Source organism: Chitinophaga oryziterrae (genome assembly GCF_009758125.1).
GTDB lineage: Bacteria > Bacteroidota > Bacteroidia > Chitinophagales > Chitinophagaceae > Chitinophaga > Chitinophaga oryziterrae.
Map to the genome: position 1 here is coordinate 1 of NZ_WRXO01000007.1, position 22218 is coordinate 22218.

29 protein-coding genes are annotated in these 22218 nt (G+C 39.9%); 17 read left to right on the forward strand and 12 right to left on the reverse strand.

Features of this window, described 5'->3' with window-relative positions; all coding sequences use genetic code 11:
* Positions 1-47: 47 nt before the first annotated feature.
* Together GO495_RS21595 and GO495_RS21600 are read right to left on the reverse strand one after the other, a co-directional pair.
* A complete protein-coding gene (locus GO495_RS21595; RefSeq protein WP_157301815.1) occupies positions 48-392 on the reverse strand; it encodes an IS3 family transposase in 345 nt (114 codons plus the stop codon).
* Positions 392-703 (reverse strand): transposase, encoded by a 312-nt coding sequence (locus GO495_RS21600; RefSeq protein WP_157301816.1) that lies wholly within the window; start codon positions 701-703, stop codon positions 392-394. The genes GO495_RS21595 and GO495_RS21600 overlap by 1 nt, the downstream gene beginning before the upstream one ends.
* A 54-nt stretch (positions 704-757) precedes the next feature.
* On the opposite strand from GO495_RS21600, the gene GO495_RS21605 reads away from it, so the two are divergent.
* The 7 genes from GO495_RS21605 to GO495_RS21635 all read left to right on the forward strand — a co-directional run bounded on the left by GO495_RS21605 (position 758) and on the right by GO495_RS21635 (position 5502).
* On the forward strand, positions 758-1852 hold the full coding sequence (locus tag GO495_RS21605) for an RHS repeat domain-containing protein (protein WP_338075454.1): 1095 nt from the start codon (positions 758-760) through the stop codon (positions 1850-1852).
* Between the two features lies 1 nt (position 1853).
* A complete protein-coding gene (locus tag GO495_RS21610; RefSeq protein ID WP_157301818.1) occupies positions 1854-2303 on the forward strand; it encodes a hypothetical protein in 450 nt (149 codons plus the stop codon).
* A gap of 455 nt (positions 2304-2758) precedes the next feature.
* A complete protein-coding gene (locus tag GO495_RS21615) occupies positions 2759-3208 on the forward strand; it encodes a hypothetical protein (RefSeq protein ID WP_157301819.1) in 450 nt (149 codons plus the stop codon).
* A 136-nt stretch (positions 3209-3344) separates the two neighbouring features.
* The gene (locus GO495_RS21620) at positions 3345-3713 is read left to right on the forward strand and encodes a hypothetical protein (RefSeq protein WP_157301820.1); all 369 of its coding nucleotides are present in this window, start codon (positions 3345-3347) and stop codon (positions 3711-3713) included.
* Positions 3714-4262: 549 nt separating this feature from the next.
* A complete protein-coding gene (locus GO495_RS21625) occupies positions 4263-4487 on the forward strand; it encodes a hypothetical protein (protein ID WP_157301821.1) in 225 nt (74 codons plus the stop codon).
* Between the two features lie 97 nt (positions 4488-4584).
* Positions 4585-5028 carry a hypothetical protein gene (locus tag GO495_RS21630; RefSeq protein WP_157301822.1) on the forward strand — a complete coding sequence of 148 codons (444 nt, stop codon included), beginning with the start codon at positions 4585-4587 and terminating at the stop codon, positions 5026-5028.
* A 147-nt stretch (positions 5029-5175) separates the two neighbouring features.
* The gene (locus GO495_RS21635; RefSeq protein WP_157301823.1) at positions 5176-5502 is read left to right on the forward strand and encodes a hypothetical protein; all 327 of its coding nucleotides are present in this window, start codon (positions 5176-5178) and stop codon (positions 5500-5502) included.
* A gap of 35 nt (positions 5503-5537) precedes the next feature.
* On the opposite strand, the gene GO495_RS21640 is transcribed toward GO495_RS21635, so the two are convergent.
* From GO495_RS21640 to GO495_RS21655, 4 genes are read right to left on the reverse strand one after another with little or no spacing between them, the layout of a single operon-like run.
* A complete protein-coding gene (locus GO495_RS21640) occupies positions 5538-5828 on the reverse strand; it encodes a DUF1330 domain-containing protein (protein WP_157301824.1) in 291 nt (96 codons plus the stop codon).
* Between the two features lie 49 nt (positions 5829-5877).
* The gene (locus tag GO495_RS21645; RefSeq protein WP_240915293.1) at positions 5878-6741 is read right to left on the reverse strand and encodes a helix-turn-helix transcriptional regulator; all 864 of its coding nucleotides are present in this window, start codon (positions 6739-6741) and stop codon (positions 5878-5880) included.
* Between the two features lie 2 nt (positions 6742-6743).
* A complete protein-coding gene (locus GO495_RS21650) occupies positions 6744-7268 on the reverse strand; it encodes a DUF4269 domain-containing protein (protein WP_157301825.1) in 525 nt (174 codons plus the stop codon).
* A 6-nt stretch (positions 7269-7274) separates the two neighbouring features.
* A complete protein-coding gene (locus GO495_RS21655; RefSeq protein ID WP_157301826.1) occupies positions 7275-8093 on the reverse strand; it encodes an AraC family transcriptional regulator in 819 nt (272 codons plus the stop codon).
* Between the two features lie 85 nt (positions 8094-8178).
* On the opposite strand from GO495_RS21655, the gene GO495_RS21660 reads away from it, so the two are divergent.
* Positions 8179-9018 (forward strand): alpha/beta fold hydrolase, encoded by an 840-nt coding sequence (locus tag GO495_RS21660; RefSeq protein ID WP_157301827.1) that lies wholly within the window; start codon positions 8179-8181, stop codon positions 9016-9018.
* A 118-nt stretch (positions 9019-9136) separates the two neighbouring features.
* Here the strand turns inward: GO495_RS21660 and GO495_RS21665 are convergent, their stop codons facing one another.
* A complete protein-coding gene (locus GO495_RS21665; RefSeq protein WP_157301828.1) occupies positions 9137-9946 on the reverse strand; it encodes an acetolactate decarboxylase in 810 nt (269 codons plus the stop codon).
* Positions 9947-10239: 293 nt separating this feature from the next.
* On the opposite strand from GO495_RS21665, the gene GO495_RS32455 reads away from it, so the two are divergent.
* The 3 genes from GO495_RS32455 (at position 10240) to GO495_RS21675 (ending at position 12091) form a co-directional block, all read left to right on the forward strand.
* A complete protein-coding gene (locus tag GO495_RS32455) occupies positions 10240-10374 on the forward strand; it encodes a hypothetical protein (RefSeq protein WP_276611834.1) in 135 nt (44 codons plus the stop codon).
* Between the two features lie 172 nt (positions 10375-10546).
* Positions 10547-10780: a hypothetical protein gene (locus GO495_RS21670; RefSeq protein WP_157301829.1), complete on the forward strand. Its 234-nt coding sequence runs from the start codon at positions 10547-10549 to the stop codon at positions 10778-10780.
* Positions 10781-10828: 48 nt separating this feature from the next.
* Complete coding sequence (locus GO495_RS21675) at positions 10829-12091, forward strand: MFS transporter (RefSeq protein ID WP_157301830.1); 1263 nt, start codon at positions 10829-10831, stop codon at positions 12089-12091.
* Between the two features lie 46 nt (positions 12092-12137).
* Here the strand turns inward: GO495_RS21675 and GO495_RS21680 are convergent, their stop codons facing one another.
* From GO495_RS21680 to GO495_RS21700, 5 genes are all read right to left on the reverse strand, one after another.
* Positions 12138-12737 (reverse strand): GNAT family N-acetyltransferase, encoded by a 600-nt coding sequence (locus GO495_RS21680; RefSeq protein ID WP_157301831.1) that lies wholly within the window; start codon positions 12735-12737, stop codon positions 12138-12140.
* 18 nt (positions 12738-12755) lie between these two features.
* Positions 12756-13634 (reverse strand): DMT family transporter, encoded by an 879-nt coding sequence (locus GO495_RS21685; RefSeq protein WP_157301832.1) that lies wholly within the window; start codon positions 13632-13634, stop codon positions 12756-12758.
* A 2-nt stretch (positions 13635-13636) separates the two neighbouring features.
* A complete protein-coding gene (locus tag GO495_RS21690) occupies positions 13637-14383 on the reverse strand; it encodes a polyprenol monophosphomannose synthase (protein WP_157301833.1) in 747 nt (248 codons plus the stop codon).
* Between the two features lie 68 nt (positions 14384-14451).
* Entirely contained in the window at positions 14452-15225 is a 774-nt protein-coding gene (locus GO495_RS21695) for a 3'-5' exonuclease (protein ID WP_157301834.1), read from the reverse strand.
* 9 nt (positions 15226-15234) lie between these two features.
* Positions 15235-16587 (reverse strand): UDP-N-acetylmuramate--L-alanine ligase, encoded by a 1353-nt coding sequence (locus tag GO495_RS21700; protein ID WP_157301835.1) that lies wholly within the window; start codon positions 16585-16587, stop codon positions 15235-15237.
* A gap of 325 nt (positions 16588-16912) precedes the next feature.
* On the opposite strand from GO495_RS21700, the gene ytxJ reads away from it, so the two are divergent.
* From ytxJ to GO495_RS32095, 6 genes are all read left to right on the forward strand, one after another.
* Complete coding sequence (gene ytxJ, locus GO495_RS21705; RefSeq protein WP_157301836.1) at positions 16913-17242, forward strand: bacillithiol system redox-active protein YtxJ; 330 nt, start codon at positions 16913-16915, stop codon at positions 17240-17242.
* A 93-nt stretch (positions 17243-17335) separates the two neighbouring features.
* Complete coding sequence (locus GO495_RS21710) at positions 17336-17899, forward strand: UbiX family flavin prenyltransferase (protein ID WP_157301837.1); 564 nt, start codon at positions 17336-17338, stop codon at positions 17897-17899.
* A 9-nt stretch (positions 17900-17908) separates the two neighbouring features.
* Positions 17909-18322: a type II 3-dehydroquinate dehydratase gene (aroQ, locus tag GO495_RS21715; RefSeq protein WP_157301838.1), complete on the forward strand. Its 414-nt coding sequence runs from the start codon at positions 17909-17911 to the stop codon at positions 18320-18322.
* 458 nt (positions 18323-18780) lie between these two features.
* The gene (locus GO495_RS21720) at positions 18781-19389 is read left to right on the forward strand and encodes a hypothetical protein (protein ID WP_157301839.1); all 609 of its coding nucleotides are present in this window, start codon (positions 18781-18783) and stop codon (positions 19387-19389) included.
* Positions 19390-19401: 12 nt separating this feature from the next.
* Positions 19402-20379, forward strand: a complete 978-nt coding sequence (locus GO495_RS21725; protein ID WP_157301840.1) for a hypothetical protein — start codon at positions 19402-19404, stop codon at positions 20377-20379.
* Between the two features lie 38 nt (positions 20380-20417).
* The gene (locus tag GO495_RS32095; RefSeq protein WP_205691302.1) at positions 20418-22184 is read left to right on the forward strand and encodes an OmpA family protein; all 1767 of its coding nucleotides are present in this window, start codon (positions 20418-20420) and stop codon (positions 22182-22184) included.
* The last annotated feature ends 34 nt before the right edge of the window (positions 22185-22218 follow it).

Consider the following 22218-nt stretch of genomic DNA (forward strand, 5'->3'; position numbering starts at 1 on the left):
CTTGGTGCAGTGGTACACTTTGCACTGAAATAACCTAAATCGAACCATTAAAAATGGTAAACTTTGAACTGAAACGCTGGTAAACTATGGACTGAAATCAGTGGTAAGGTATGGGCCGTAATATCCACAAGGGCCTTCCTGACCTTATAAGGGCTTGCTTTGATCCCCTGATGTCCTAACTCAGCAACAATCCTTCGGGTGCCATAACGACGCTTATTTGCCTTAAAAACGGCTATTACCTTGTCTTCCATTGATTGACTTACAGAATTGAGCTGATACGTTTTCTTATTTTTCCAGTCGTAATAGCAACTGCGACTAACGATCAATACTTCACAGAGGCGCTGCAGAGGATATTCCGTCTTCAGCTTATCTATCACAGCATAGATCTTCACTAATTCCCACGGCTGAAAATTCCCAATGCTTTTTTTAAAATGTCCCTTTCCTGCTCTGTACGGCGCAATTCCGCCTTTAATCGTTCGTTGTCAATAAGCAGAGCAGATTGCGTAGAGGGGCTGCCATCGCTGCTAGTTGTATCCGTTTCAGGGGTATTATCATTTTTCCATCGATAGACCAGGTTCACTCCGATACCCAGTGATTCGCTTATTTCTGCTACAGGGCGTCCCGATGCTAACATCTTCAAAACTTCTTCTTTAAAGCCAGCATCATACTTCCTGCGCGTCCTTTTTGTCTTTTTTGCAGTCATTGTTGTACAAATGTAAGCAACTTCACTGTCCGGATTTATTGGTGCATCTCAGTCATAAGTGATAAACTTGTCCAGGAAGGTGATCATTATAAAGCAGAATTACTAAGTGTTCACGATTATTATCCTTTTGGTATGCTACAACCTGATAGAAGTTATTCTCTTGGTACTTATCGTTATGGGTTTAATGGGAAGGAGAATGATGGCGAGGTGAAGGGGGAAGGCAATCAGTATGATTATGGGTTTAGAATATATGATCCGAGAATAGCACGCTTTTTATCTGTAGATCCGTTAATACAAAGTTTTCCTTGGTATACCCCATATCAGTTTGCAGGAAATAAGCCAATTGTGGCTATAGATCTAGATGGGTTGGAGGAGTATATAGTGCATCAGTATTTTAACGATAAGAACAAGGTGTCTAAGATTGAAATTATGAGGTATAGGGATGTTAATGGAAAAGTACAGAATAATTATATGACTCGCTTGTCAGATGGGTATACAATAACAGGAAATGTTCTGACATTTAATCATAGAGGGAATTCCGCAGTACCTGAGGTTGTAGAGCAAGATCAACTTACTAAAGCACAGCGCGAGGTGTTAAATAAGAATTTATCTGTAAGGAGTTTTGCATACACAAATGGGAGCCATGAGTCATTTTCTAGTTCAGATTATAAAGGAGAGGATTTTTTGACAGGAGATTTTGTAAAATCTTCCGGGACTATTGAATATCCTGCACCTATTATACCCAAGCCTGTTCAATTTGACCATCATCCAATTAGACCAGGGACAACACTTACTTCATTTACGGGATCTAATAATTATTATATAGGAGTGAGTAATTTTCCTGGAGCGGGTGACATAGGAGATGAGATGAAAGGGTCTCTTTCGAAATTGGGAAAAACTATTGACCAGGCGGGTAATATCAAAACTGTTACTGTGTCTGTTACACAGGTGGTGGGTGCTGATATAACAGCGGATCAATACAATGAGGCGGTTAGACAGGCCAATGTAGCACTTAGTAATATTATTGGTACTTTAGATAAAAACACTAAGAGTAAAGTGAAATTTGTTAATGGAGGGGCAACGGTATTAAAATCCGATGCCAATCCCAATAAGGTTAAAGATGCAGGAACACATATTAAATTACAGTAAAATGAAAATATTATTAGTATTTGCTTTGATGTTTGGATTTATTAACTGCACAGTAGCGCAGACTAAGGTAAACTTATGTAGGAGTTATATATTTCTTGATGTACTCCAACGCGGTCTGCTTTTGAAAGAAGAGCCGGACACCATAACTAGAAAAGAAAGCGAGATTTATTATTTGAGAGTTTTATTAAAGAGCTGTAAAGGCTCAATGTATATTGAACGTCGGTTAGTATCTAATGATAATATAGTTTTTAGTGGCAGTTATATGGATGCTGTTAAGTTGGATACTGTTCATGGTTGGGCAGTGGATCCCGCCACAGGAGTCCGTAGTCGAAGTACTTCTACTCAGTTTAGTCCGTTAAGAACTGGTGTATGGAAATATTATAATGATAAAGGTGGGTTATTGAAAGAGGAAGAATATGCGAATGGAAAATTAGTTGCTCCTGAGGAATAGATGAAATCATATTGAAATGATAATACTGGTATTTTAGTAGGTTACATCTATCGCTATGATCAGCTTAACGGCGCATGCGGTCAGCATGCGCTTACAAACGGCGTCACCACCTGGAATACCAGATCTATTGGCCTTTCTTATTAAGAAGATGTCAGCCGGGATGGTGACTGCAACATTCTCCACCATGTATGAAAATCTTATTATCAGTTGGGGTAAAACCCGCTGAAATTGAGAGAAATGCTACGAAGATTAAGATTGGTCATGGCTTGCCTATGGAGATAAATTTCAGGAATATTGAATGAATTTTATTTATCAAACGAAGAATGAAGAGGATTAATGAAAAATCAAAAAGTATTTGCTATTGAGTGGAACGTTGATAGTTATATATATCCTTACTGTTATGGCCATCTATGTTTTTGTATTATGATAATTCGATAAAAGATAAATAATATTATATGTCTACAAGTTTTGTGGATTACAAAGAAAATGGATTCTGGATTGATGATGATATTCTGGCTATAACATTGGCTTATATTTATAAGATTTTATTAGATTCAAAAGATAAATCAAATTGGATGATTGAAATGCAAGAATTATTCAAGGAAAATGGGAAGGGCCTTTTTAGAGGATTTACACATTTGCAATTAAATGATTTTTTGATAAATGAAGAAAGGGAAACTATTTTTTATGAAATTATAAAAGAAACTCGTAACCTAATTATAAGTAAAGGGGATATTATTGATGTTGAAGAATTAAACAATCTTCTTTTCGATACAGAATTAAAGGATGTGTGGAAAGGGAGAATTGAAGCTTTGAGAATATTAAAAGTCATTGACTATCTAGAAATGCTTGTAAAAGGAGAGATTAAAATTAAAGTATCAGACCCCATTGATTATTTTTTTTAATTAACGAGCTAAAGAATAAAGAAGGCCAATAAAGTCGCTACGGTTGACAGGACATGATGTTGAAATATTGTATTTTTCCTTAACTTCTCGTCCAGTCAAATGTAGCAACTTCAGCAACATTAAAGCAATAAATAATATGCAAGATGCAAGAGTAAAAATTATAGGAAAACTCAAGGAGGATTTAAAGGCTAATTTTATTGAAGCATTAGATTGTAATAATCTAAATAATAATGAATTGATTTTATTGTGTGATTATTCAGAATTTGTTATTCCTATAGGGTATTGTTTTACTGAGATAATTAGACAGAATGGTAGTGTATTTAGCGCTAAGATTATTTTAAGAAATGTAAGTCAACAACTTTTTTTCCCTCTAGAAGAGATACCACATGGTTGGAAAACAGTTTGTAAATATGAATTCGTTGAAGGCGCTATTCCAAATGAAGTACAAGAACTACCAATATTAGGTGGCTGGACTCATTTTGATAGATATCTTATTTTTAAATAGGTTAGTTCATAAAAAGAGGCTATATCGTACTTGATACAGCCTCTTTTTATTCGGGTACCTGATGAAGACGGATAGTCGTTTAAGCTATCCATCAGACACTATTTTTATTTTTGATACATCCTCATCAGGTGCAATAATTGGCCATTCTCCTACACTCTTGAAACAAAACGAGTAATTAAAATATTAGATTATCTTGATGATACTGTTAACGAAAGAATAACAATTAAAGATAATGATGAGATTAATTATGATTTTTAGTGGGAGAAAGTGAGTAGAGTTGTGGGGAATGGCATGGCAGCAGAGCCATTCCCCACAACTCTATTCTAGCAAGATTACTAAATATAGCCTGTGTTATAAACCCGGGGCATCAATAAAAGAGTTGGCTTGTATGCAATGCAAGTGGCTCATTTTAGAGAAATCATTTAGAGAAGGTAAAGAGGAATCTGGACTAAATGAGTATCAGACTCGAAGCGCTCAAAGCTGGCACAAGAACAACAGGAAAGTATAAGGGAATGGTACTATCTCCTATAACCATAAAAGTTGATTGATATGTCTAAAATTATAATGAACGGGTGGAAATCAAGTATGCAAAAGGTTGAGTTAACAAAATTGCAAATGGATTTATTAAAATTACCACTAAAAGAATCAAAAGAAAATGTTGACTCTCTTCTTATTGGTAGCACAATTGAAATTCAATGTGAAGATATAGAAATTGCAGATGATTTTGCTCTAAGGGCTATGGAAATAGGGGGTGATAAAATATTAGTGTATTAATATTTCGCTAGCGTAGCGTTATGAATCGGAAATTTTCAGTTGATCAATTGATTTATAGGAGAAGGAAATGTTATAATAATGCCCAAATGATAATTTTATGGCTATAGGATATTCAAAAATAATTGCTAAGTACGATACGCAGTATTTTAAAAAATGGTTGACATTTATTTCTAAAGAGTTTATTCTTTTGATTGATGAAAAGAATGTTGTTACGCTAACAGATGAAGGAGATGAAGAAATAATTGATTTATCCTTATTAGAGGGACTTTTTGTAAAAAATAAAAAGATATTACTTAAGTTTCGCAATACATCCGGATGCGCAATAGGTTGTACTCTTGAATATGGATCAAACCATTATGCCAATGAGTATTATAGCATGGATGAATTATTAGACGATGACGATTTTACCGGGTTATATAATTCTTTATTAAATAGATTTATTGAACTGTCTAAGCAATCCATGGTAGGAGGCTTCATATTTGATATAGAAGGTTATACTGAGGATTATGTTAATTTTGAATCAATCATTAGAGAGCCGTAATAGTATAATCTTTTTATTATTGACAGGGATAAGAGCTTTATTGCAAAAGAATCTGGCAGGAACTGTTTGCCAGGAATTAATGATACCAATATTGGATGCGGACGAAATAACCAAATCCTTTTTTCCATTTGAATAGCAATTGATTATATGGATAAATTATCTGAAGAAGAGAAAAACGCACTTAAACTCCTCACTGAAAAGTCAAGAAATGACTATAAAGCCTTCGAGAAATTCAGAAAGGAAGAGTATCCAAAGAAATCTTTGGAAGAGAGAATTGATTACTGGGCAGGGCTGATTCGTAAGAATATGAAATGGCAGGGGGAAAGCACCGGTGATGAATATGATGGGATGTTTACAAAAGAGTGGTTTGATGAAAATGTAGAATTCGATCCCGAATTTGATAAAATATTCTCTGCAGTGGCAAAGAAACTGGAGCTGGATATGAATAAAGTCCTTGAGATAAAAAAAGGATAAAAGGGACCACCTGGCCCCTTTCTTTTACCGGAGGATCATACCAGGCTCTTTGCCAAAATCATAGAACAGTTACTCGTTGATCGCAACCTGATTTTTGCTACTTCCTTATATTCTTCATCATTATAACATGCTAAGGCCAGTTCCACAGAAGGGAACTTCACCAGCGCATTCATTCTTTTAGCGGTACCTTCTACTGCAATAGCTTCCAGATCTGAAATAATCACTTCTCCTTTATACTTATTGATTAAAATAACAGCAAGAGGGGGATACTGCTTAAAGTCTTCCATATCATTGATGTCGTAGCTGATAATGTAATATGCGTCCATGTTTCTGTTTTTATTTAAAACAAAATTAAAGGGACAGGAGTGGATTGACTTAAGGAATCTTGCTCATTTTAGATGGCGCGCATTTGAACTTGTTTTTAAAGGCCGCACTGAAATGTTCAATACTGTTAAAGCCGGAAGCAAAGGCTATATCCGCAATGGATAAAGGGGTGTTTTTCAAAAGGATCTCTGCATTTTTTAACCTGGTATTCAGGAGGAACTGGTGAGGGGAGAAGGCGGTAAAGGTTTTAAAGAGACGGCTGAAATGAAAGGGACTCACAAAACAATACCCTGCAATTTCCATCAGGGATATATCATTCGAAAAATATTGTGCAATATATTCCTTGGCTCTTTCAATAGTAAAAAGATGGTTTTGTTTAAGTTTCTCAGATATCTTAGTATTAGGCGTATAGTCTGTAATCTTCCCGAAAGCAGTGTTTACAAAATCCATCACCAGATCATCCGTTTTTAACTTGTTTTTTTCCTTACTATTCAGGCTTTCAATAATGAGGTTATGGAGTAATTCGGTTTCTGCATTGATTTTTACGAAGGATGAATGCTCGTCATTATTGTGGAAGAATTTAATAAAACCATATTGATTGACGAGTTCTTCATAAAAGTCCTTTTTAAAATCAAAAATGGTGCATTCATCAGGTATCGCATGAGAATGAGTGACTGTCCGCTCATAACCGGGTTTGGTGATCAATACGCAGCCGGTATAAGAATCAAATGAATTTCTGAATATATTAAAACCAAAATTCCCTTTCCTTACAAAGCTCACTGTAAAGGAATCACTATATTCCGGCTTTGAAGTGATACATGTTTTGCATTTACATTTAAAATCCAGAATGCGATAGAAATCGGATTCATACAGCGTATAAACATCTGCATCCAGGATAAATAAACTACTATTCATTTTTAAATTACATAGTTTAGTAGTTCCTCATATGGATCATTCTCAAGCCCTAACAACATACCAAAGGCAGGTTCTGTTTCCATGCCCTGATTTTTTAAATTAATGATCTCCTGCCGGAATGCTTCTCCATGTTTAGATAATATGGCGTGTTCAATCATCATATGCCTGTAGGCCGACTGCTGTCTGGTGGGTATATCCTGTGCAAAAATTTCAAATTTAAAGTTGTCAATAGTGAAATGTGCTATGATAGCATCATTATCGGTACTTTCAGTGACTTCAAAATCATCCAGGTCCTGAAACATAATGATGAGATTACCGGAGAACTCGGATGAATCATCATAACAGCAAATGATGTCAATATCACTGTCTTCAATATCAATATTGATAGGAATGGTACCAACAAGCAACGGGTCGTATTGTTGCAGGGCATCCATAATCCCACTCTTTATTAGTACATCATAGACTTCCTTTTGCCTGGGATTACCATTCTTTAAGTATTCTATAGTATCAAAATTATTTGCTTCCATATGATCTTATATATTTTTCTTCCGATATACAGAAGGTCTTAACTGATGACGTTTTTTAAAATAGTTTGAAAGATGACTTTCATCATTGAATCCAAATTCTTCAGCAATTTGCTTCATACTTACCTTTCCACCTTCGATCCTTTTTTTGATTAGTGTGGTGCGGTATTGATTGATGTAATAACGATAGCTAACATTGAAATTCCGTTTGAAATAATCGCCGAAATAAGTAGCTGAGATATTAAAATGCTTAGCTATATTCTTTACCTGATATTTTTTAGGATCATATATGTGTTGATGAATAAACGAGATGAGCCCTTCTTTATCAGGAACTCCTGAAGATCCAATATCGTTATATTTAAGGATAACTTCTTTAATCAATCCAAAAACTGATAAAAGCTGCAGGTAAATATAGGGGGAAGTGGCTAAATTCTCCGACTCTTTGTAAGCAACAATATTACGGATGGTGTTTTGCAATAAGGACTTGTGGGGTGTTTTAAATTCAAGTTTTACTTCTTTTAAGAACTTCAGTCGCATGATGGTCTCAGGGAAAATATCCAGTGCAGCTTCTTTAAAATAGCTATCCGTAAATTTGATGACTACGAACCTGGTAGTTTGTTTAACCTCGAAATGATGTCTATCTTCCGGAGATATTAAAAACAGATCTCCGCTTTTATAGGATATGTTGTTGTCGTTTAGAAAATGAACTCCGCTGCCTTTATAGATATATATCAATTCATAATAGGTATGCACATGTGCTGCAAAAGGAGAAATGTCTGCCTCATAATCATTTATGATCAAAGTTTCGAATTGCCTCAGCGTGTTCATGCTTTAAAGTTACAAGTTTATACGCTATAAATGCAAGTTAACTTCTTCCGGTTTACAGGAACTTTGCTTTCACAATTAAAACAAGATGAGACTGCCAGGCGCAAAAGAAACAATAGTAGATAATATCCCGGTTACTTATTACGAAAGCGGACACGGAGATCCTATGATTTTATTAAATGGGTGGCCGCAGACTGCTCATATATGGCGGAAGGTATTCCCCCCGCTATCTGAACATTACCATGTTTTTGCAATTGATCTACCGGGGATGGGGAATGTCAATGCTACGCCTGCTGCGGATACCCTTACCGTAGCTATGTTTATTAAATCCTTCTGTGACCAGCTCGGCCTTAAGAATATTCATTTAGCAGGACATGATGTAGGGGCCTGGGTAGCGACCACCTTTGCGCTTGAGTATGAGCCCATTCTTCGCTCTTTAATAATCCTGGATGCTGGTATCCCCGGTTTAATTCCGGATGAGGTATTTTCGCCTTTAAATGCGAATAAGATCTGGCAATTTTATTTCCATGCTATTGAGGAGATACCTGAGTTTTTAATAGAAGGCAAAGAGAAAGAATATCTGAACTGGTATTTTACCCGTAAGACAACCGTGAAAGATGCTATTACAGCTGATGATATCAATATTTATACAGCCGCTTATACAGGCAAGGAAAGGTTGCGTAATGGATTCGATTACTATCGTGCATTCCCTGAAAGTGCGGCACAGAATAAATCCTATCAGCATAAACTAAGCATCCCGGTTTTAGCTATTGGCGGAGAGCAGTCGCAAGGTGTAAATGTGGGTAAGGCTATGCAGAAAATAGCACAGGGGGATATTCAATCTGTAAGTCTTGGTGAATGCGGGCATTATATTGCGGAGGAACAGCCCGGGAAGTTTCTGGAATTGGTATTGGAGTTTATTCGTTGAACATCTGTTAACCCGGATATTGCAACAGACTGACGCAATTAATGCAAATTAGGTCAGCAGACTGACGCAATTTACATTAATTGCGTCAGTCTGCTAAGGATAACTAAATAGCCTTCCCTTAATTTTTCCCTCCCCGTTCTACATTCTTTATATCCTCTTCTCTGTTCTTTTTAAAATCAAAATGCTGGAAGTCTTTTGTTGCAGGAACCTGTATGGTATAACTATCCAGGATATCAATTTCAATTATTATATTCTCTGTTTTTAAATCTATGATATGTCCGCCTGCGTCTTTTTGCTTTGACAAGTAATGGAAGTGATAACCAGCAATATTCGTATTGTCCATGAATGAGGGCAGACGATATCCTATTAAATCGCCCTGAGCGCCCGTAAATTCAAAGAAATGTTGCAGATTGAGCATATTAGCCAATGGTGTATGATCATCTTCTTTAACCGGCGGGAATGCCCTGGTTTTTACATAACTGAATTTTCCGTTGATATGAATAGCGTACATACCGTTTATATTGGTTAATACACTATCCAGGTAATGGAAAAGTTCTGCCTTGTTCATGGCTTTATCAGGCGTTAGTCTGATATCAGGATGAAAGAAGTTCACCATGGCAAAAGGCGTCAGCTCCTTATCATCAACCAGAAATGTCTTACCGCTGTTTTGTGTCTGATAAATCTTTCCCTGAAAAACCATAATCTCTCCATCCAGTTTATCAGGCGCACCAAGACCAAAATCCCCATGCTTTTTAAGCAATTTATAGGAGTAAAAACCATTGTAAAGACCACCGATAAGGCCAGCCCCAACGCCAGCTGTGAAGAGAGTACCGCCGGGAGGGATACCTTTTTTGATATCCGAAGGGGGAGTGGCAGATAATGTGATAATAGCAAGAATAATAATGGATAAGCTACTGGTAAGGCGCATAGTATTATAATGTTTCAGGAGAATAAAGATAATATTTTAAAAGAAGCTATGCTTTCTAATTCGATATGCAGTATACTCCGGATGCTTTGTTCAGTTATGAGGTACCTTTTTTAATAAATGAGGTGAAGTTTTTTACCGGCTAAATCATTTCTTTCACCGGATATTCAATAGTTTTTACCGATATACCATTTTCTCAAGTGCAGAATTATTATTCTTTTGCCTTATTAAAAGAATGACGTTTTTTCAATAAAAATATTTTTAAATCAGCGATCGCTCATTCATATTTGCGGTATATGAGACCGCGCGACGAGAATAAAATGCAGGGCATTCGTGAAAAAGCCATCGAAATGATCACCAACGAAGGGTTGGAGAATTTCGGTATAAACAGGCTGGCTAAAGCGGTTGGTGTGTCTCCTGCTACTAAATGATATTTCCATGGAGGTCTTCTGGTCAGTAGCATTAGCGCCGCTCTATTCCCTGGTAAAATTCCATCAGGATGAACATAGCTTTAGTGGATCATGAAAGAAACCTTTAATTATGTTATAAAAGCGCTGAAAAAATAAGTTTTTTTTATCTTGATAAGTAAATGAATGCTCACTTATGTGGAATCATATTCCTGAACATATCCTAATTTTTAAAACCAATATCGCAACAGAAAGTGATCTGTTTGCTGTAAAAACAGCGTTGGATGACCACCATCTGATTGAGCAGTGGAATATTGATCAGACAGACGTAGACTGTGTATTACGTGTAATATCCTATCATCTCAGCTATGCAGATATTATCCGGATCATTACCGGGTTGAATTATTCCTGTGAGGAATTGACCACCTGAAACTCTTTCTAACGAAATATATCCCTTAAAAGCACAAACTCTCAAACCATGCAAAATGAAAACTCGTTTTCTCCATATCAGAAATTTGTCATCGCGGTACTTACATTGACACAATTTTCGGTTATACTGGATTTTATGATTTTATCGCCATTAGGTGATACGCTGATGAAATCGATGAACATCAAACCTGCACAATTCGGTTTGGTCGTATCTGCCTATGCATTTAGTGCTGGTATCTCCGGATTATTGACAGCAGGATTTGCTGACCGCTTTGACCGTAAAAAATTATTCGTATTCTTTTATGGAGGTTTTATCGTGGGAACTCTATGCTGCGGCTTTGCTACCACTTATCCCATGCTGGTAGCAGCCCGTATTATCACAGGGCTGTTCGGCGGAGTGATCGGCTCTATTTCCATGGCTATTATTACGGACATTTTTACAATACAACAGCGTGGCCGGGTAATGGGATTTACACAAATGGGCTTTGGCGCCAGCCAGGTGTTGGGTATCCCCATCGGCCTTTATCTCTCAAATGCCTGGGGATGGGAAGCGCCATTTTTCCTGGTAGCAGGCATTGCCATTGTCATAATGATCCTGATCGGGCTCCGCTTACAGCCTATTACCGGGCATCTGGCCTTACAGCACGATAAGAGTGCGGTGATGCATCTCTGGCATACGATCGCCAAAAGGAATTACCGTATAGGATTTTCTGCTACAGCACTACTCTCTATTGGTGGTTTTATGATGATGCCTTTCGGCAGTGCCTTTGCTGTCAATAACCTGGGTGTTACAGAAGCGCAATTACCCCTGTTGTTTATGGTATCAGGTATCGGATCATTGTTCGTGATGCCTATAGTAGGCCGGTTGAGTGATAAAACAGACAGATTCTGGCTGGCAGCAGGCGCCTCCCTGTTTATGATGGTCCTGATAGCTGTTTACACGCATCTCACCGTAAACCCTTTATGGATCATCATGGTGTTAAATGTATTGATGATAGCTGGTATTATGGGTCGTATGATACCCTCAATGGCACTCATTACCGGTGTGCCTGAAATGGAGGACAGAGGGGCCTTTATGAGTATCAATTCATCCCTGCAACAGATTGCCGGAGGTGTGGCAGCAGCCTTTGGCGGAATGATCGTTATTCAGAAAGATAAATTCAGTCCGCTGGAACATTATGATACATTAGGTTGGGTGGCTATCGGTGTTTCCGTGATCTGTATCTTTATGTTAGGACGGGTAAGTAAAATAGTAAAAGCAAAAACATCCAAAACTGTTATGCAGAAAGTAGATACGCTAATAGAAGTGTAAACATTTATAAACAAAGCGGCCTCTATGTTTGCAAAGACATAGAGGCTTATTTTTCATTCATCATCCCTTGTAATCTTACTTTCACACCTTCCCATTCGTCATCGATAATACTATAATAAGCTGCACTTCTTGAAGTGCCATCATCCTTAATCCTATCCTTCCTTAAAATCCCTTCAAACTGCCCGCCAATTTTTTCTATTGCTTTCCTGGAACGTATATTATGCTGATCCGTTTTTATCTGTACCCGCCTTGCTTTCAGAACATCAAAACAATGAGTCAGTAACAAGAGTTTGCATTCCGGATTTACTCCTGTGCCCCAATACTTTTCTATTATCCAGCTCCAGCCAATTTCCAGTTTTTTATCATTGGGGAAGATGTCAAATAGTCTTGTGGAACCTATTATCTTTTGGGTTTGTTTATGATAGATGATAAAAGGGTAATGATTGCCTTTGTCTCTTTCAGTCAGCGCAGTAGTATAGGCTGCTGTAAATTTTTCCCGTATTGAACAGTCGGTTGGGACCAGCTCCCATAGTTTTTTATCGGATGCCGCAAGGTATAACTCCTCAAAATGTTCTTTTTCGAGAGGGATCAGGTCAACTGTCTGACCTTTTAGAATCGTTGGGTGGGTAATCCAGGGTTCTTTCATAAGTATGAAAGTACATAATTATACCGCTTTCTGCATGGTGCGCGTTACCCGGCGCATTTGCAGCAGCACAGATAAAAGGATACAGGTAAGTCCGGCATAAAATGCAGGCGTCAGCTCTCTGTTCTCTTTGAAGATGATGAAGGCCAGAATAATGCTGTATACCGGCTCCAGGTTAAAAGTAAGATTAACGGTAAAGGCGGAGATCTTTGTAAGAGCGCTCATCAGCAGCATGAACATGCAAACGGTACAAGCCCATGATAAGATCAGCAGATATAGCAGATCATGTACCGCAGGTATCTCAAACGGCTGTGGGAATATATGCAGATAAAAGGGGAGGGCCAGGCTTAACGCCAGCCATCCGGTAGACAATTCATAAAAAGTGATGGTAGGTGTATCGTGTTTGCTGATCAGGCGTTTATTGAAGATGGTGAACAGTGCACCAAATAAGGCGGATATGATACCCAGGATGATACCGGTGCGGTATTCCGCATCGAAATGGAAAATGAGCAGGATACCGAATAAGGTGATACCACTCAGCAACAGTTCGGTTTTATCCATCCGGTAGCGGTTGATCAGCGGATCCAGAATAGCGGTGAACAGGCTGGTGAGAGAAAAGCAGACTACGCCTATGGATACGTTCGAATATTTGATGCTTCCGTAAAAGAACAGCCAGTGCAGCATTACCACGATACCGGTAAGGCCGATGGGCACGATCTGTTTAAACGACAGCTTTGAGAGCATGCGTTTCCAGCGGAATATTACGTATAAAGTGATGATGGTGAATAACAGTCTGTACCAGACCAGCAGACCTTCGTTGAGCGTGATGAGTTTTCCTAATATACCCGTAAAACCTGCCAGAAATACCGACAGGTGTAATTGTATCAGTGCTTTTTTCATTATTATATGCTGTTCCTGACTCTTCTTTCGTACTTGCGGAACAGGCTTTCCCATTGAATCTTCAATACCCCGAGAATCCCTTCTTTCACAATCCCTTTGCTCATCTTGGAATATCCTTCTTTGCGGTCTTTAAAGGTGATCGGCACTTCCTTGATAAGGAAGCCCAGTTTCCAGGCAGTGAATTTCATCTCTATCTGGAAGGCATAACCCACAAAACGGATAGCATCCAGGTTGATGGCTTCCAGTACCGGCCGTCTGTAACAAACGAAACCTGCTGTTGCATCTTTTACATGAATCCAGGTAACAAGACGTACGTATATGGAAGCTCCATAAGAGAGTACTGCTCTGTCCCATGGCCAGTTTTCTGTACGACCGCCTTTTACATAGCGGGAACCAACAGCTACATCGCCCCCTTCCTTGGCACAGGCATCGTATAGCCTTACCAGATCGGCCGGGTTATGAGAGAAATCGGCGTCCATCTCGAATATATAGTTATATCCCTTTTCCAGCGCCCATTTAAAACCGTGAATATAAGCTGTGCCTAATCCCTGTTTACCGCTTCTTTCCGACAGGAAGAGTTCCTGAGGATGCTCTTTCTGTATGGATTTAACGATATTACCGGTACCATCTGGCGAACCGTCGTCCACAATCAGGATATGAAAATCTTGTTGCAGAGAAAACACAGCGTCAATGATCTTGCGGATGTTATCCTTTTCATTGTACGTCGGAATGATGACAAGCTTTTCCAATCAGCAAATTGTTGTTTAAGGCTGCGAAATTAGTATAATACCTAAAGAAAGTAAGTGTTTTTTGAATATTAAATCTTTTTTAACATCATACTGTGGTAAATATCTGTGAGTTTCTGCTTGGTATTCAGGGGAAAGTCGGCTTTCATCATCCAGTCATAATACTGAGGCTCAATCTTTAATACGTCCTTTACAGGCCGTCCTTTGTACTTACCAAAGTTGAAGACCTCTACACCATTCTGCATCACCATCCTTCTGGCAAAGTCCACATATTCGTCTTCTTTGGTAAAATCGGCCAGGTGTTCTACTTCAGATTGCAGCTGATCGTAACGGAGTAACTGGGCTTCCAGGATCTCATAGGTAGCCAGGGCATCTGCCTCGGCGCTATGTGCATTCTCCAGGTTCTTATCGCAGTAAAATTTGTAAGCGGCGGCGAGCGTACGTTTTTCCATCAGGTGGAAGATTTTCTGCACGTCTACGAACTTGCGGTCTTTCACGTCAAATTCGAGGCCGGTGCGAAGGAACTCTTCTACCAGTAAAGGAATATCAAAACGGTTTGAGTTATAACCCGCAATATCGCAGTTCTCCATGAACTGACGCAGTTCATTGGCCGCCTGTTTAAAGGTGGGAGCATCTTTAATATCATCGTCACTAATGCCATGAATGGCCGTAGAAGATGGCGGAATAGGCATACCCGGGTGAATACGTTTCACCTTGGACTGAATGCTCTTGTCCGGGAATACTTTTATAATAGCAATTTCTATGATACGGTCAGTGGCCACATTGGTGCCAGTCGTTTCAAGATCAATAACGGCCAGTGGCCTTTTCAGTTGCAATGAGGGCATGACAAGAATTTAGAGATACTTTTTCAGCGAATTTAGGTCTAATCCCTCATAATCGCCTGAACTCATGAGGAGTAAGTTAGTGTTATCGTATTGTTGTTTGTCCAGGAATGCCAGTAAATGATCTCTTTTATTAAAGATTTCAAGGTCGGTCCTGCCAAAACCCTGGGCTACCACATCGGGTTCCAGGTTGGGCATCCTTTTGATTTCCAGTGCATGACTGCTATAGAATACGACCGGTACATCTGCTTTGTCCATTGCTCCCTGGTATTGTACCATGAAGTCAGCGTTCAGGCTGCTGTAGGTATGTAATTCCAGTACGGCAATGAGTTTACGCTGTGGATACTGCTCTTTCAGCGCTTCCATGGTAGCTTTTACTTTGGAAGGAGCATGGGCAAAGTCGCGGTAAATAGCGCAATGATCATTCTTTCCTACCAATTCCAGTCGTTTCGCAGCTCCGGTAAAGGTAGCGATCGCTTTCAGAAATACCGCATCGTCAATGCCTAACTGGTTACAAACCAGTCTTGCCGCATGCATATTCAGCAGGTTATGATCGCCGAATACTTCCAGGGCAGCGCTGTGATCACCAAAGGTAACGGTAGTGGTACCATTGACGATTGTATGTTCCGGCACGTTGTACGGAATCAGGTTGAGGTGGCCGCCTTCGGCGTTTACCAGCTTAACCAGTTCAGGATCAGTGCTGTTATAGATGAGGGTTTGTCCTTTTTCAATGGTGTGTAAGAAAATGGCAAACTGCTCCAGGTAGTTGTCGTAAGTAGGGAATACGTTGATATGGTCCCAGGCGATGCCGGTTAATACGGCAATATGTGGGTGCAGGAAATGGAATTTCGGCCTTTTTTCGATGACAGAAGCGGGGTATTCATCGGCTTCGCATACAATTAAAGGGGCGTCGGTGATATTGACAGACTGGGAGAATCCTGCCAGCCTGGCGCCCACGAGATAGTCGAATTTAGTACCGGCCTGTTTCAATACGTGCATGATCATGGCGGTAGTGGTAGTTTTACCATGACTGCCTCCGATGGCTACGCGTTTCTTTTGCAGGCTTTCCTTGTAGATATATTCCGGGAAGGAATAGATCTTCAGGTCCAGCTGTTTAGCTTTGATCAGTTCAGGATTGTCGGCCCTGGCATGCATTCCCAGGATCACCGAATCGATATCAGGGGTGATACGGGACTCGTCCCAACCCATGGTCGCCGGTAAAATACCTGCCTGTTTAAGGTTGCTGAGGGCCGGTTCAAAGATTTCATCATCGCTGCCGGTTACCTGGTAACCTTTATTTTTCAGTGCTATCGCAAGCTGGTGCATAACACTTCCGCCTACCGCAATAAAATGTACTTTTGTCATATAAACAATGCCGGTGTTTTTGCGTTATATTTATGTAATCAGGGAAAAAGGACCGATATTATAGATAAAAAATTTAATATAATTTTTATATTTGCAAAGTAACGTTACAAATGACGATTAAAAAAGCGATATCGCCATTCCCTATGAAATTTCATTTATCAATTAAACATCCCTTTATGCAAGTATCTTTTCTTAAAGTTTTGGGCGGGGCTGCTCTTATCTTTATCTTTGCAGCTTTCGTAACATCGTGTGCATCACAGAATAAGTTAGGCTGTCCGATGAAGATTGGCAAGGTGACACACACGGCAAACAGCAAGGATTGTTAATGAACTGGATACCTTTAACTACAGAAACGCAGTTATCAGAAATTAAAGCAACATCAGCAGAAAAGCCGGTGGTTATCTTTAAACATAGTACGCGCTGCTCTATCAGTGCAGTTGCTAAGTCCAGGCTGGAAAGGGGCGCAGGCCCGGAAAATATTTCCTTTTACTACCTGGACCTGATCCGTTTTCGTGATTTATCCAACAAAGTGGCAGCAGATTTTGCTATAGGGCATGAATCTCCGCAGGTATTATTGATTCGCAACGGGGAATGTGTATACGATGAAAGCCATGGGGGAATCCGTATGGAAGAACTGGAAGCACACGCCAACTGAGGCAGGAAGTAAGAAGCCAAATACTATTTATCCAAAGAAATTAGTCCCGGGAAATTCCCGGGATTTTTGTGTTTATAATACTAGATTTGCCCCATGAGACATCGTATAGTAGTGGCGGTTACGGGGGCCAGTGGCTCCATTTATGCACGTCAGTTGTTGAACAAGCTGCAGGCAGCAGCTGCCCAGACTGATGAAGTAGCCCTTGTGCTGACTGAAAACGCCCGAACAGTGTGGGAAACAGAACTAGGCACAAAAGATTACACTGATTTACCTTTCAAAGTATATACACAACAGGATTTTCACGCACCATTTGCCTCCGGTTCAGGAAGGTTTGATACCATGATCATCTGCCCATGTTCTATGGGAACACTGGGGCGCATAGCTACCGGTATTTCCAATGATCTGATTACCCGGGCAGCAGACGTTGTATTAAAAGAAAGACGTAAACTGATTTGTGTAGTAAGGGAAACGCCTTACAACCTGATGCATCTCCGGAATATGGTGACTGTTACAGAAGCAGGCGGGATTATCTGTCCGGCAACACCTTCCTTTTACAGCGTACCTAAAACCCTGGAAGATGTAGCGGCTACTGTAGTAGACCGTGTACTGGACCTTGCAGGTATTGAACAAACCACCTTCAGATGGGGGACCAAATAAATTATAATCATGAAGATCGCAATCATTAACGGACCTAATTTAAACCTGCTGGGAAAGCGGGAACCAGGGATTTACGGCAACGAATCTTTTGAAGACTATTTTGTTAAACTGAAGGCGTTATATCCTTCTGTTGCATTAACCTATTTTCAGAGTAATTCAGAAGGCGGATTGATTGATCATCTGCATGAGATTGGTTTTTCTTATGATGGGATCGTGTTTAACGCCGGTGGATATACGCATACATCTGTGGCTATCCGTGATGCGATTGCAGCGATTAAAACACCCGTAGTAGAAATGCATATCAGTAATATACATGCACGTGAGGAGTTCCGTCATACAAGTATGATAGCTGCGGCATGCGTAGGTAGTATTTGCGGGTTGGGCATGAAAGGATATGCATTGGGAATAGCGTATTTTATATAACTTATTTAATATAGCTGATAGATAGATTAAATCCGTTTATCCAGCTATATTTCCTTTTATACCTCTATATTGCCGGTCACAACAGATTTTTGCCATTCATATGTGTATTTTTACCATTCATATGTGAATCTGTTAAAGAATTGCCAACTAGTATATATCTTTACCTGATCAAACAAACAGGAGCTAGTCTCCAACGCAAAATGAAAACACTTAATAGCCCGGTATCTCAAGAGGGTTATGATTATAAGAACCTCCAGAAAGATTTAACAGGTTCTCTGTCAGTAGCTAAACTACAAATCTCCCCATCTATTCTACTTACGAAAGATCAGCTATATAGGTTGCTGTTACGGCAATTCTAATGCCTCCCAGTTTAAGTACATTAGCAAAAAAGCACAACAACAAGTTGTGATGGGACAACTATACCTACACGTATTTTATCACCTCATAATCCTAACACTATGCCTTCATTCGGTAAAAAAATTCTGTCTGCTTTCGTAGAGCTGTCTGATGAGGATAAGCCGGCAGCAAGTCAGCCTCCGGTTAATCACGCTCCTGCTGAAAAGGTAGTAGCAACGGAAGGGAACAACAAGTTTAGTGAACACTTTAATAAGTTGTTTGCGGATGCAAATCTTCCCGGTCCCGATTACTATGAGTTTTCAAAAATGACAGAAGCCATGCAGGCCATTGCAGATGAAAAAGCACGCTATTGTGCTGCCTTTGCGGGTCTACAGGTACAAGGTCTAAGCAAGGGCAAACTATTATCCTCCGCATTGGAATATGTGCAGATACTGGATGCAGATGCCGTTGCCTTTCATAGCACAATCGATGCTGCTTTATCTGAAAAAGTACAAAACAGAAAAAAGGAAATGGAAGAAGCCAGTGAGCGTATTCAAAAACTCTCACAGGAAATAGTCACACTGCAACAGCATATGGACACGCTTACAAAAGAAATAGCAGAGAACGAAGCGAAGATCGAACACAGCGCCGCAGGTTATTCCGCAGCTATGGAAAACAGTAAGAACAAATTGCTGCAGGATATAGAAAAGATCAAAGTGCACATACTTTAAAATGCCACAACAATGACAGAACTAAAAACGAACTGGTTTGCTGAGCCCAAAAATGTGGCTACTACCATCATAGGTATATCTCTCTTTGCAAGTATAGGATATGCGTTCGCGACTTATATTTTACCATGGCTGGTGAGCGTTACCTGGAATCTGATCAATCTGATAATTGGCGGTGTGATACTCGCTTTTTTACTGATGATCTTCACCAATAAAAAGTTTTGGAGAGCACTGAAATATCTATCGGAATTCATTGCCAATTATACGATTGGTCTGGCTATAGAACTGAATCCCTTCGCCATTTTACAGGCAAAGATAGATCAGGGATATGAAGACAGGAATACACTGTTTAAACAAACAGGAAGATTAAAAGGTAAGCAAAGTGAGTTGATGGATAAACTGAATGAAAAGGAAAAAGAACTGCAACTGAACGTGCAGAAAGTGAAGATCCTTCAGCAGGAAAAAACCAACAACAGACAGTTGGACCTGTATGCCAACAATGTGATCCGTTGCCGGGAATATATAGACAATGTTACGCCGATAGTAGGTGACCTGAACAAACTCGTATCCTTTGCTGATGCCGCTTATGAAGAGAGTGGTATTATGCTGGAAGATGCAAAACTTGATCTGGAAGCAAAGAAGGATCTGTACTATTCCGTAACCACCGGTTTATCTGCTGTAAGCAGTGCCATGAAAGCATTCAAAGGCGATGATGGCTTAAACAGGGATGCTGAAAAAGCCTTGTCCATACTGAAAGTAAGGATAGGTGAAAAGATCGGTCACATTAAATCCGCGATAGATGTTACTTCCCGTTTTATGGATGATAAAATGCTGGAAGATAAAGCGAAATCCGCACAGGCAATAGAGCTGATCGACAGCTTTAATATGAACTCGGATTTCAACTATACGCAATCTGCACTGAATAAAAACAGTGACAGCGGAAGGCTAAAAGGAGTGACTGTGCCTGACCGTTACAAAGGCTTATTAGACTAAGGAAATTTTTACAAAAACATAATTAAATCCAAATACCTATGGCAATTAAATTAAAACCGGCTGGGAAAATATTCATTATCGTTGCAGTAGTAGCTGCCGGTATCCTGGCCGTAAGATGGTATCAGAACCGTCCTAAACAAGTAGTAGAATCAGTAGAATTGGGTAAAGTAGTATTACCTGATGCACCCGAAGCATCCTTAAGTAACAATGCTGTTAAATTGCCTATACCTGGCAATACCGTTGCGTCCAATGGCGGAACACAGATCAGTTGGTTACGTATGGCCTGGAACAGTCAGTTCTCCGGTTATTATGCTAATGGCGGTGTACGTACTACAAAGGGTTCTTTGTTTGACCAGATGAAACTGGATGTAACTTATACCCGTCAGGACGATTGTAACAAGCAAATGGCAGACCTGGTGAAGTTTGCACAGGACTATAAAAGCAATCCTTCTACTCCCGGTGTGTTCATCACATTCATGGGTGATGGTATGCCTGCTTTCATGACTTCTTTGTCAAAAGAACTGGAAGCACTGGGTACCGAATACCAGCCGGTGATCATCCCTGTTACACATGGTAAGTCATTTGGTGAAGACCAGGTAATGGGCCCTCAGCAATGGAAGGTTGATCCTAAGTCAGCTATTGGTAAATGTGTGGCTGGTGTGTTACGTGACGGTGATATCAATATACTCCTGAAATGGGCCGGCGACAATGGTCTAAAAGTAAATCCTGATGAAACTACCTACGATGCTGCTGCTGTCAACATCATCGCTGCGAACGACTTCCTGGATGCACCTAATAAATATATCGCTGGTTATACCGAAAGCCGTAAGATAGTAGCCAATGGTAAAACTACCGGCAAAGATACCACTGTAGGTGTGGATGCTGTAGCTACCTGGACTCCGGGTGACGTAAACGTAGCTGTTAAGAAAGGTGGTCTGGTAACGATCGCCAGTACTAAACAGTATGCTTCACAGATGTCTAATCAAACGATCACCATCAGGAAATGGGCTAACGATCACAGGACTGACGTAGAGAATATCATCATCGCACTGGCACAGGCGGGCGACCAGGTACGTTCTTTTAATGATGCAAAGGCATTTGCTGCTAAAGTAAGTGCTGAATTGTATAACGAGCAGGATGCAGCTTACTGGCTGAAATATTTTAATGGCGTGGAAGAAAAGGATATTCAGGGATTGAAAGTAAACTTAGGTGGTTCTGCAGTATTCAACTTACAGGATATGGCGAACACCTACGGATTGGGTAATGATAAGATAGACAGGTATAAAGCCGTGTACAACACCTTTGGTAACCTGATGGTGAAAATGTATCCTGCCTTAATGCCTTCCTTCATGCCGTACGAAAAAGCAGTAGATAAATCCTTCCTGTTCTCTGTGATATCCAATCACCCGGAACTGCTGGAAGGCAAAGCGATAGAGACAAAGTATGCGCCTGAAATTACTTCGGAAGTATCTTCTAAATCTTACAGTATCGAGTTCGAAACCGGTTCTGCCGTAATCAGAACTTCTTCTTACAAACTGCTGGATGAAATATTTGAATCTGCTGTAGTAGCAGAAGGGTTAAAGGTAGGTGTGTATGGTCATACCGATAACAGTGGTTCTGATGCAGTGAATGTGCCTTTGTCTGAGAAACGTGCCAATGCTGTAAAAGATTACCTGCTGAAGAAAGGTTTGATTGCAAGCCGTCTGGAAGCAAAAGGTTATGGTGCTGCTAAGCCACTGGTATCCAATGATACAGAGGCGGGCAGAAGTCAGAACAGAAGAGTGGAAATAGTGTTGGGTGAGTAATAATTATTATATAGCCACTGCAATACGCAGTGGC

What these genes read in the sequence shown, in the direction of transcription:
- GO495_RS21600 (WP_157301816.1), bottom strand. Translation starts at nt 703, where the DNA reads ATGACTGCAAAAAAGACAAAAAGGACGCGCAGGAAGTATGATGCTGGC.
- GO495_RS21610 (WP_157301818.1), top strand. Translation starts at nt 1,854, where the DNA reads ATGAAAATATTATTAGTATTTGCTTTGATGTTTGGATTTATTAACTGC.
- GO495_RS21615 (WP_157301819.1), top strand. Translation starts at nt 2,759, where the DNA reads ATGTCTACAAGTTTTGTGGATTACAAAGAAAATGGATTCTGGATTGAT.
- GO495_RS21620 (WP_157301820.1), top strand. Translation starts at nt 3,345, where the DNA reads ATGCAAGATGCAAGAGTAAAAATTATAGGAAAACTCAAGGAGGATTTA.
- GO495_RS21625 (WP_157301821.1), top strand. Translation starts at nt 4,263, where the DNA reads ATGTCTAAAATTATAATGAACGGGTGGAAATCAAGTATGCAAAAGGTT.
- GO495_RS21630 (WP_157301822.1), top strand. Translation starts at nt 4,585, where the DNA reads ATGGCTATAGGATATTCAAAAATAATTGCTAAGTACGATACGCAGTAT.
- GO495_RS21635 (WP_157301823.1), top strand. Translation starts at nt 5,176, where the DNA reads ATGGATAAATTATCTGAAGAAGAGAAAAACGCACTTAAACTCCTCACT.
- GO495_RS21640 (WP_157301824.1), bottom strand. Translation starts at nt 5,828, where the DNA reads ATGGACGCATATTACATTATCAGCTACGACATCAATGATATGGAAGAC.
- GO495_RS21645 (WP_240915293.1), bottom strand. Translation starts at nt 6,741, where the DNA reads ATGAATAGTAGTTTATTTATCCTGGATGCAGATGTTTATACGCTGTAT.
- GO495_RS21650 (WP_157301825.1), bottom strand. Translation starts at nt 7,268, where the DNA reads ATGGAAGCAAATAATTTTGATACTATAGAATACTTAAAGAATGGTAAT.
- GO495_RS21655 (WP_157301826.1), bottom strand. Translation starts at nt 8,093, where the DNA reads ATGAACACGCTGAGGCAATTCGAAACTTTGATCATAAATGATTATGAG.
- GO495_RS21660 (WP_157301827.1), top strand. Translation starts at nt 8,179, where the DNA reads ATGAGACTGCCAGGCGCAAAAGAAACAATAGTAGATAATATCCCGGTT.
- GO495_RS21665 (WP_157301828.1), bottom strand. Translation starts at nt 9,946, where the DNA reads ATGCGCCTTACCAGTAGCTTATCCATTATTATTCTTGCTATTATCACA.
- GO495_RS32455 (WP_276611834.1), top strand. Translation starts at nt 10,240, where the DNA reads ATGAGACCGCGCGACGAGAATAAAATGCAGGGCATTCGTGAAAAAGCC.
- GO495_RS21670 (WP_157301829.1), top strand. Translation starts at nt 10,547, where the DNA reads ATGTGGAATCATATTCCTGAACATATCCTAATTTTTAAAACCAATATC.
- GO495_RS21675 (WP_157301830.1), top strand. Translation starts at nt 10,829, where the DNA reads ATGCAAAATGAAAACTCGTTTTCTCCATATCAGAAATTTGTCATCGCG.
- GO495_RS21680 (WP_157301831.1), bottom strand. Translation starts at nt 12,737, where the DNA reads ATGAAAGAACCCTGGATTACCCACCCAACGATTCTAAAAGGTCAGACA.
- GO495_RS21685 (WP_157301832.1), bottom strand. Translation starts at nt 13,634, where the DNA reads ATGAAAAAAGCACTGATACAATTACACCTGTCGGTATTTCTGGCAGGT.
- GO495_RS21695 (WP_157301834.1), bottom strand. Translation starts at nt 15,225, where the DNA reads ATGCCCTCATTGCAACTGAAAAGGCCACTGGCCGTTATTGATCTTGAA.
- GO495_RS21700 (WP_157301835.1), bottom strand. Translation starts at nt 16,587, where the DNA reads ATGACAAAAGTACATTTTATTGCGGTAGGCGGAAGTGTTATGCACCAG.
- ytxJ (WP_157301836.1), top strand. Translation starts at nt 16,913, where the DNA reads ATGAACTGGATACCTTTAACTACAGAAACGCAGTTATCAGAAATTAAA.
- GO495_RS21710 (WP_157301837.1), top strand. Translation starts at nt 17,336, where the DNA reads ATGAGACATCGTATAGTAGTGGCGGTTACGGGGGCCAGTGGCTCCATT.
- aroQ (WP_157301838.1), top strand. Translation starts at nt 17,909, where the DNA reads ATGAAGATCGCAATCATTAACGGACCTAATTTAAACCTGCTGGGAAAG.
- GO495_RS21720 (WP_157301839.1), top strand. Translation starts at nt 18,781, where the DNA reads ATGCCTTCATTCGGTAAAAAAATTCTGTCTGCTTTCGTAGAGCTGTCT.
- GO495_RS21725 (WP_157301840.1), top strand. Translation starts at nt 19,402, where the DNA reads ATGACAGAACTAAAAACGAACTGGTTTGCTGAGCCCAAAAATGTGGCT.
- GO495_RS32095 (WP_205691302.1), top strand. Translation starts at nt 20,418, where the DNA reads ATGGCAATTAAATTAAAACCGGCTGGGAAAATATTCATTATCGTTGCA.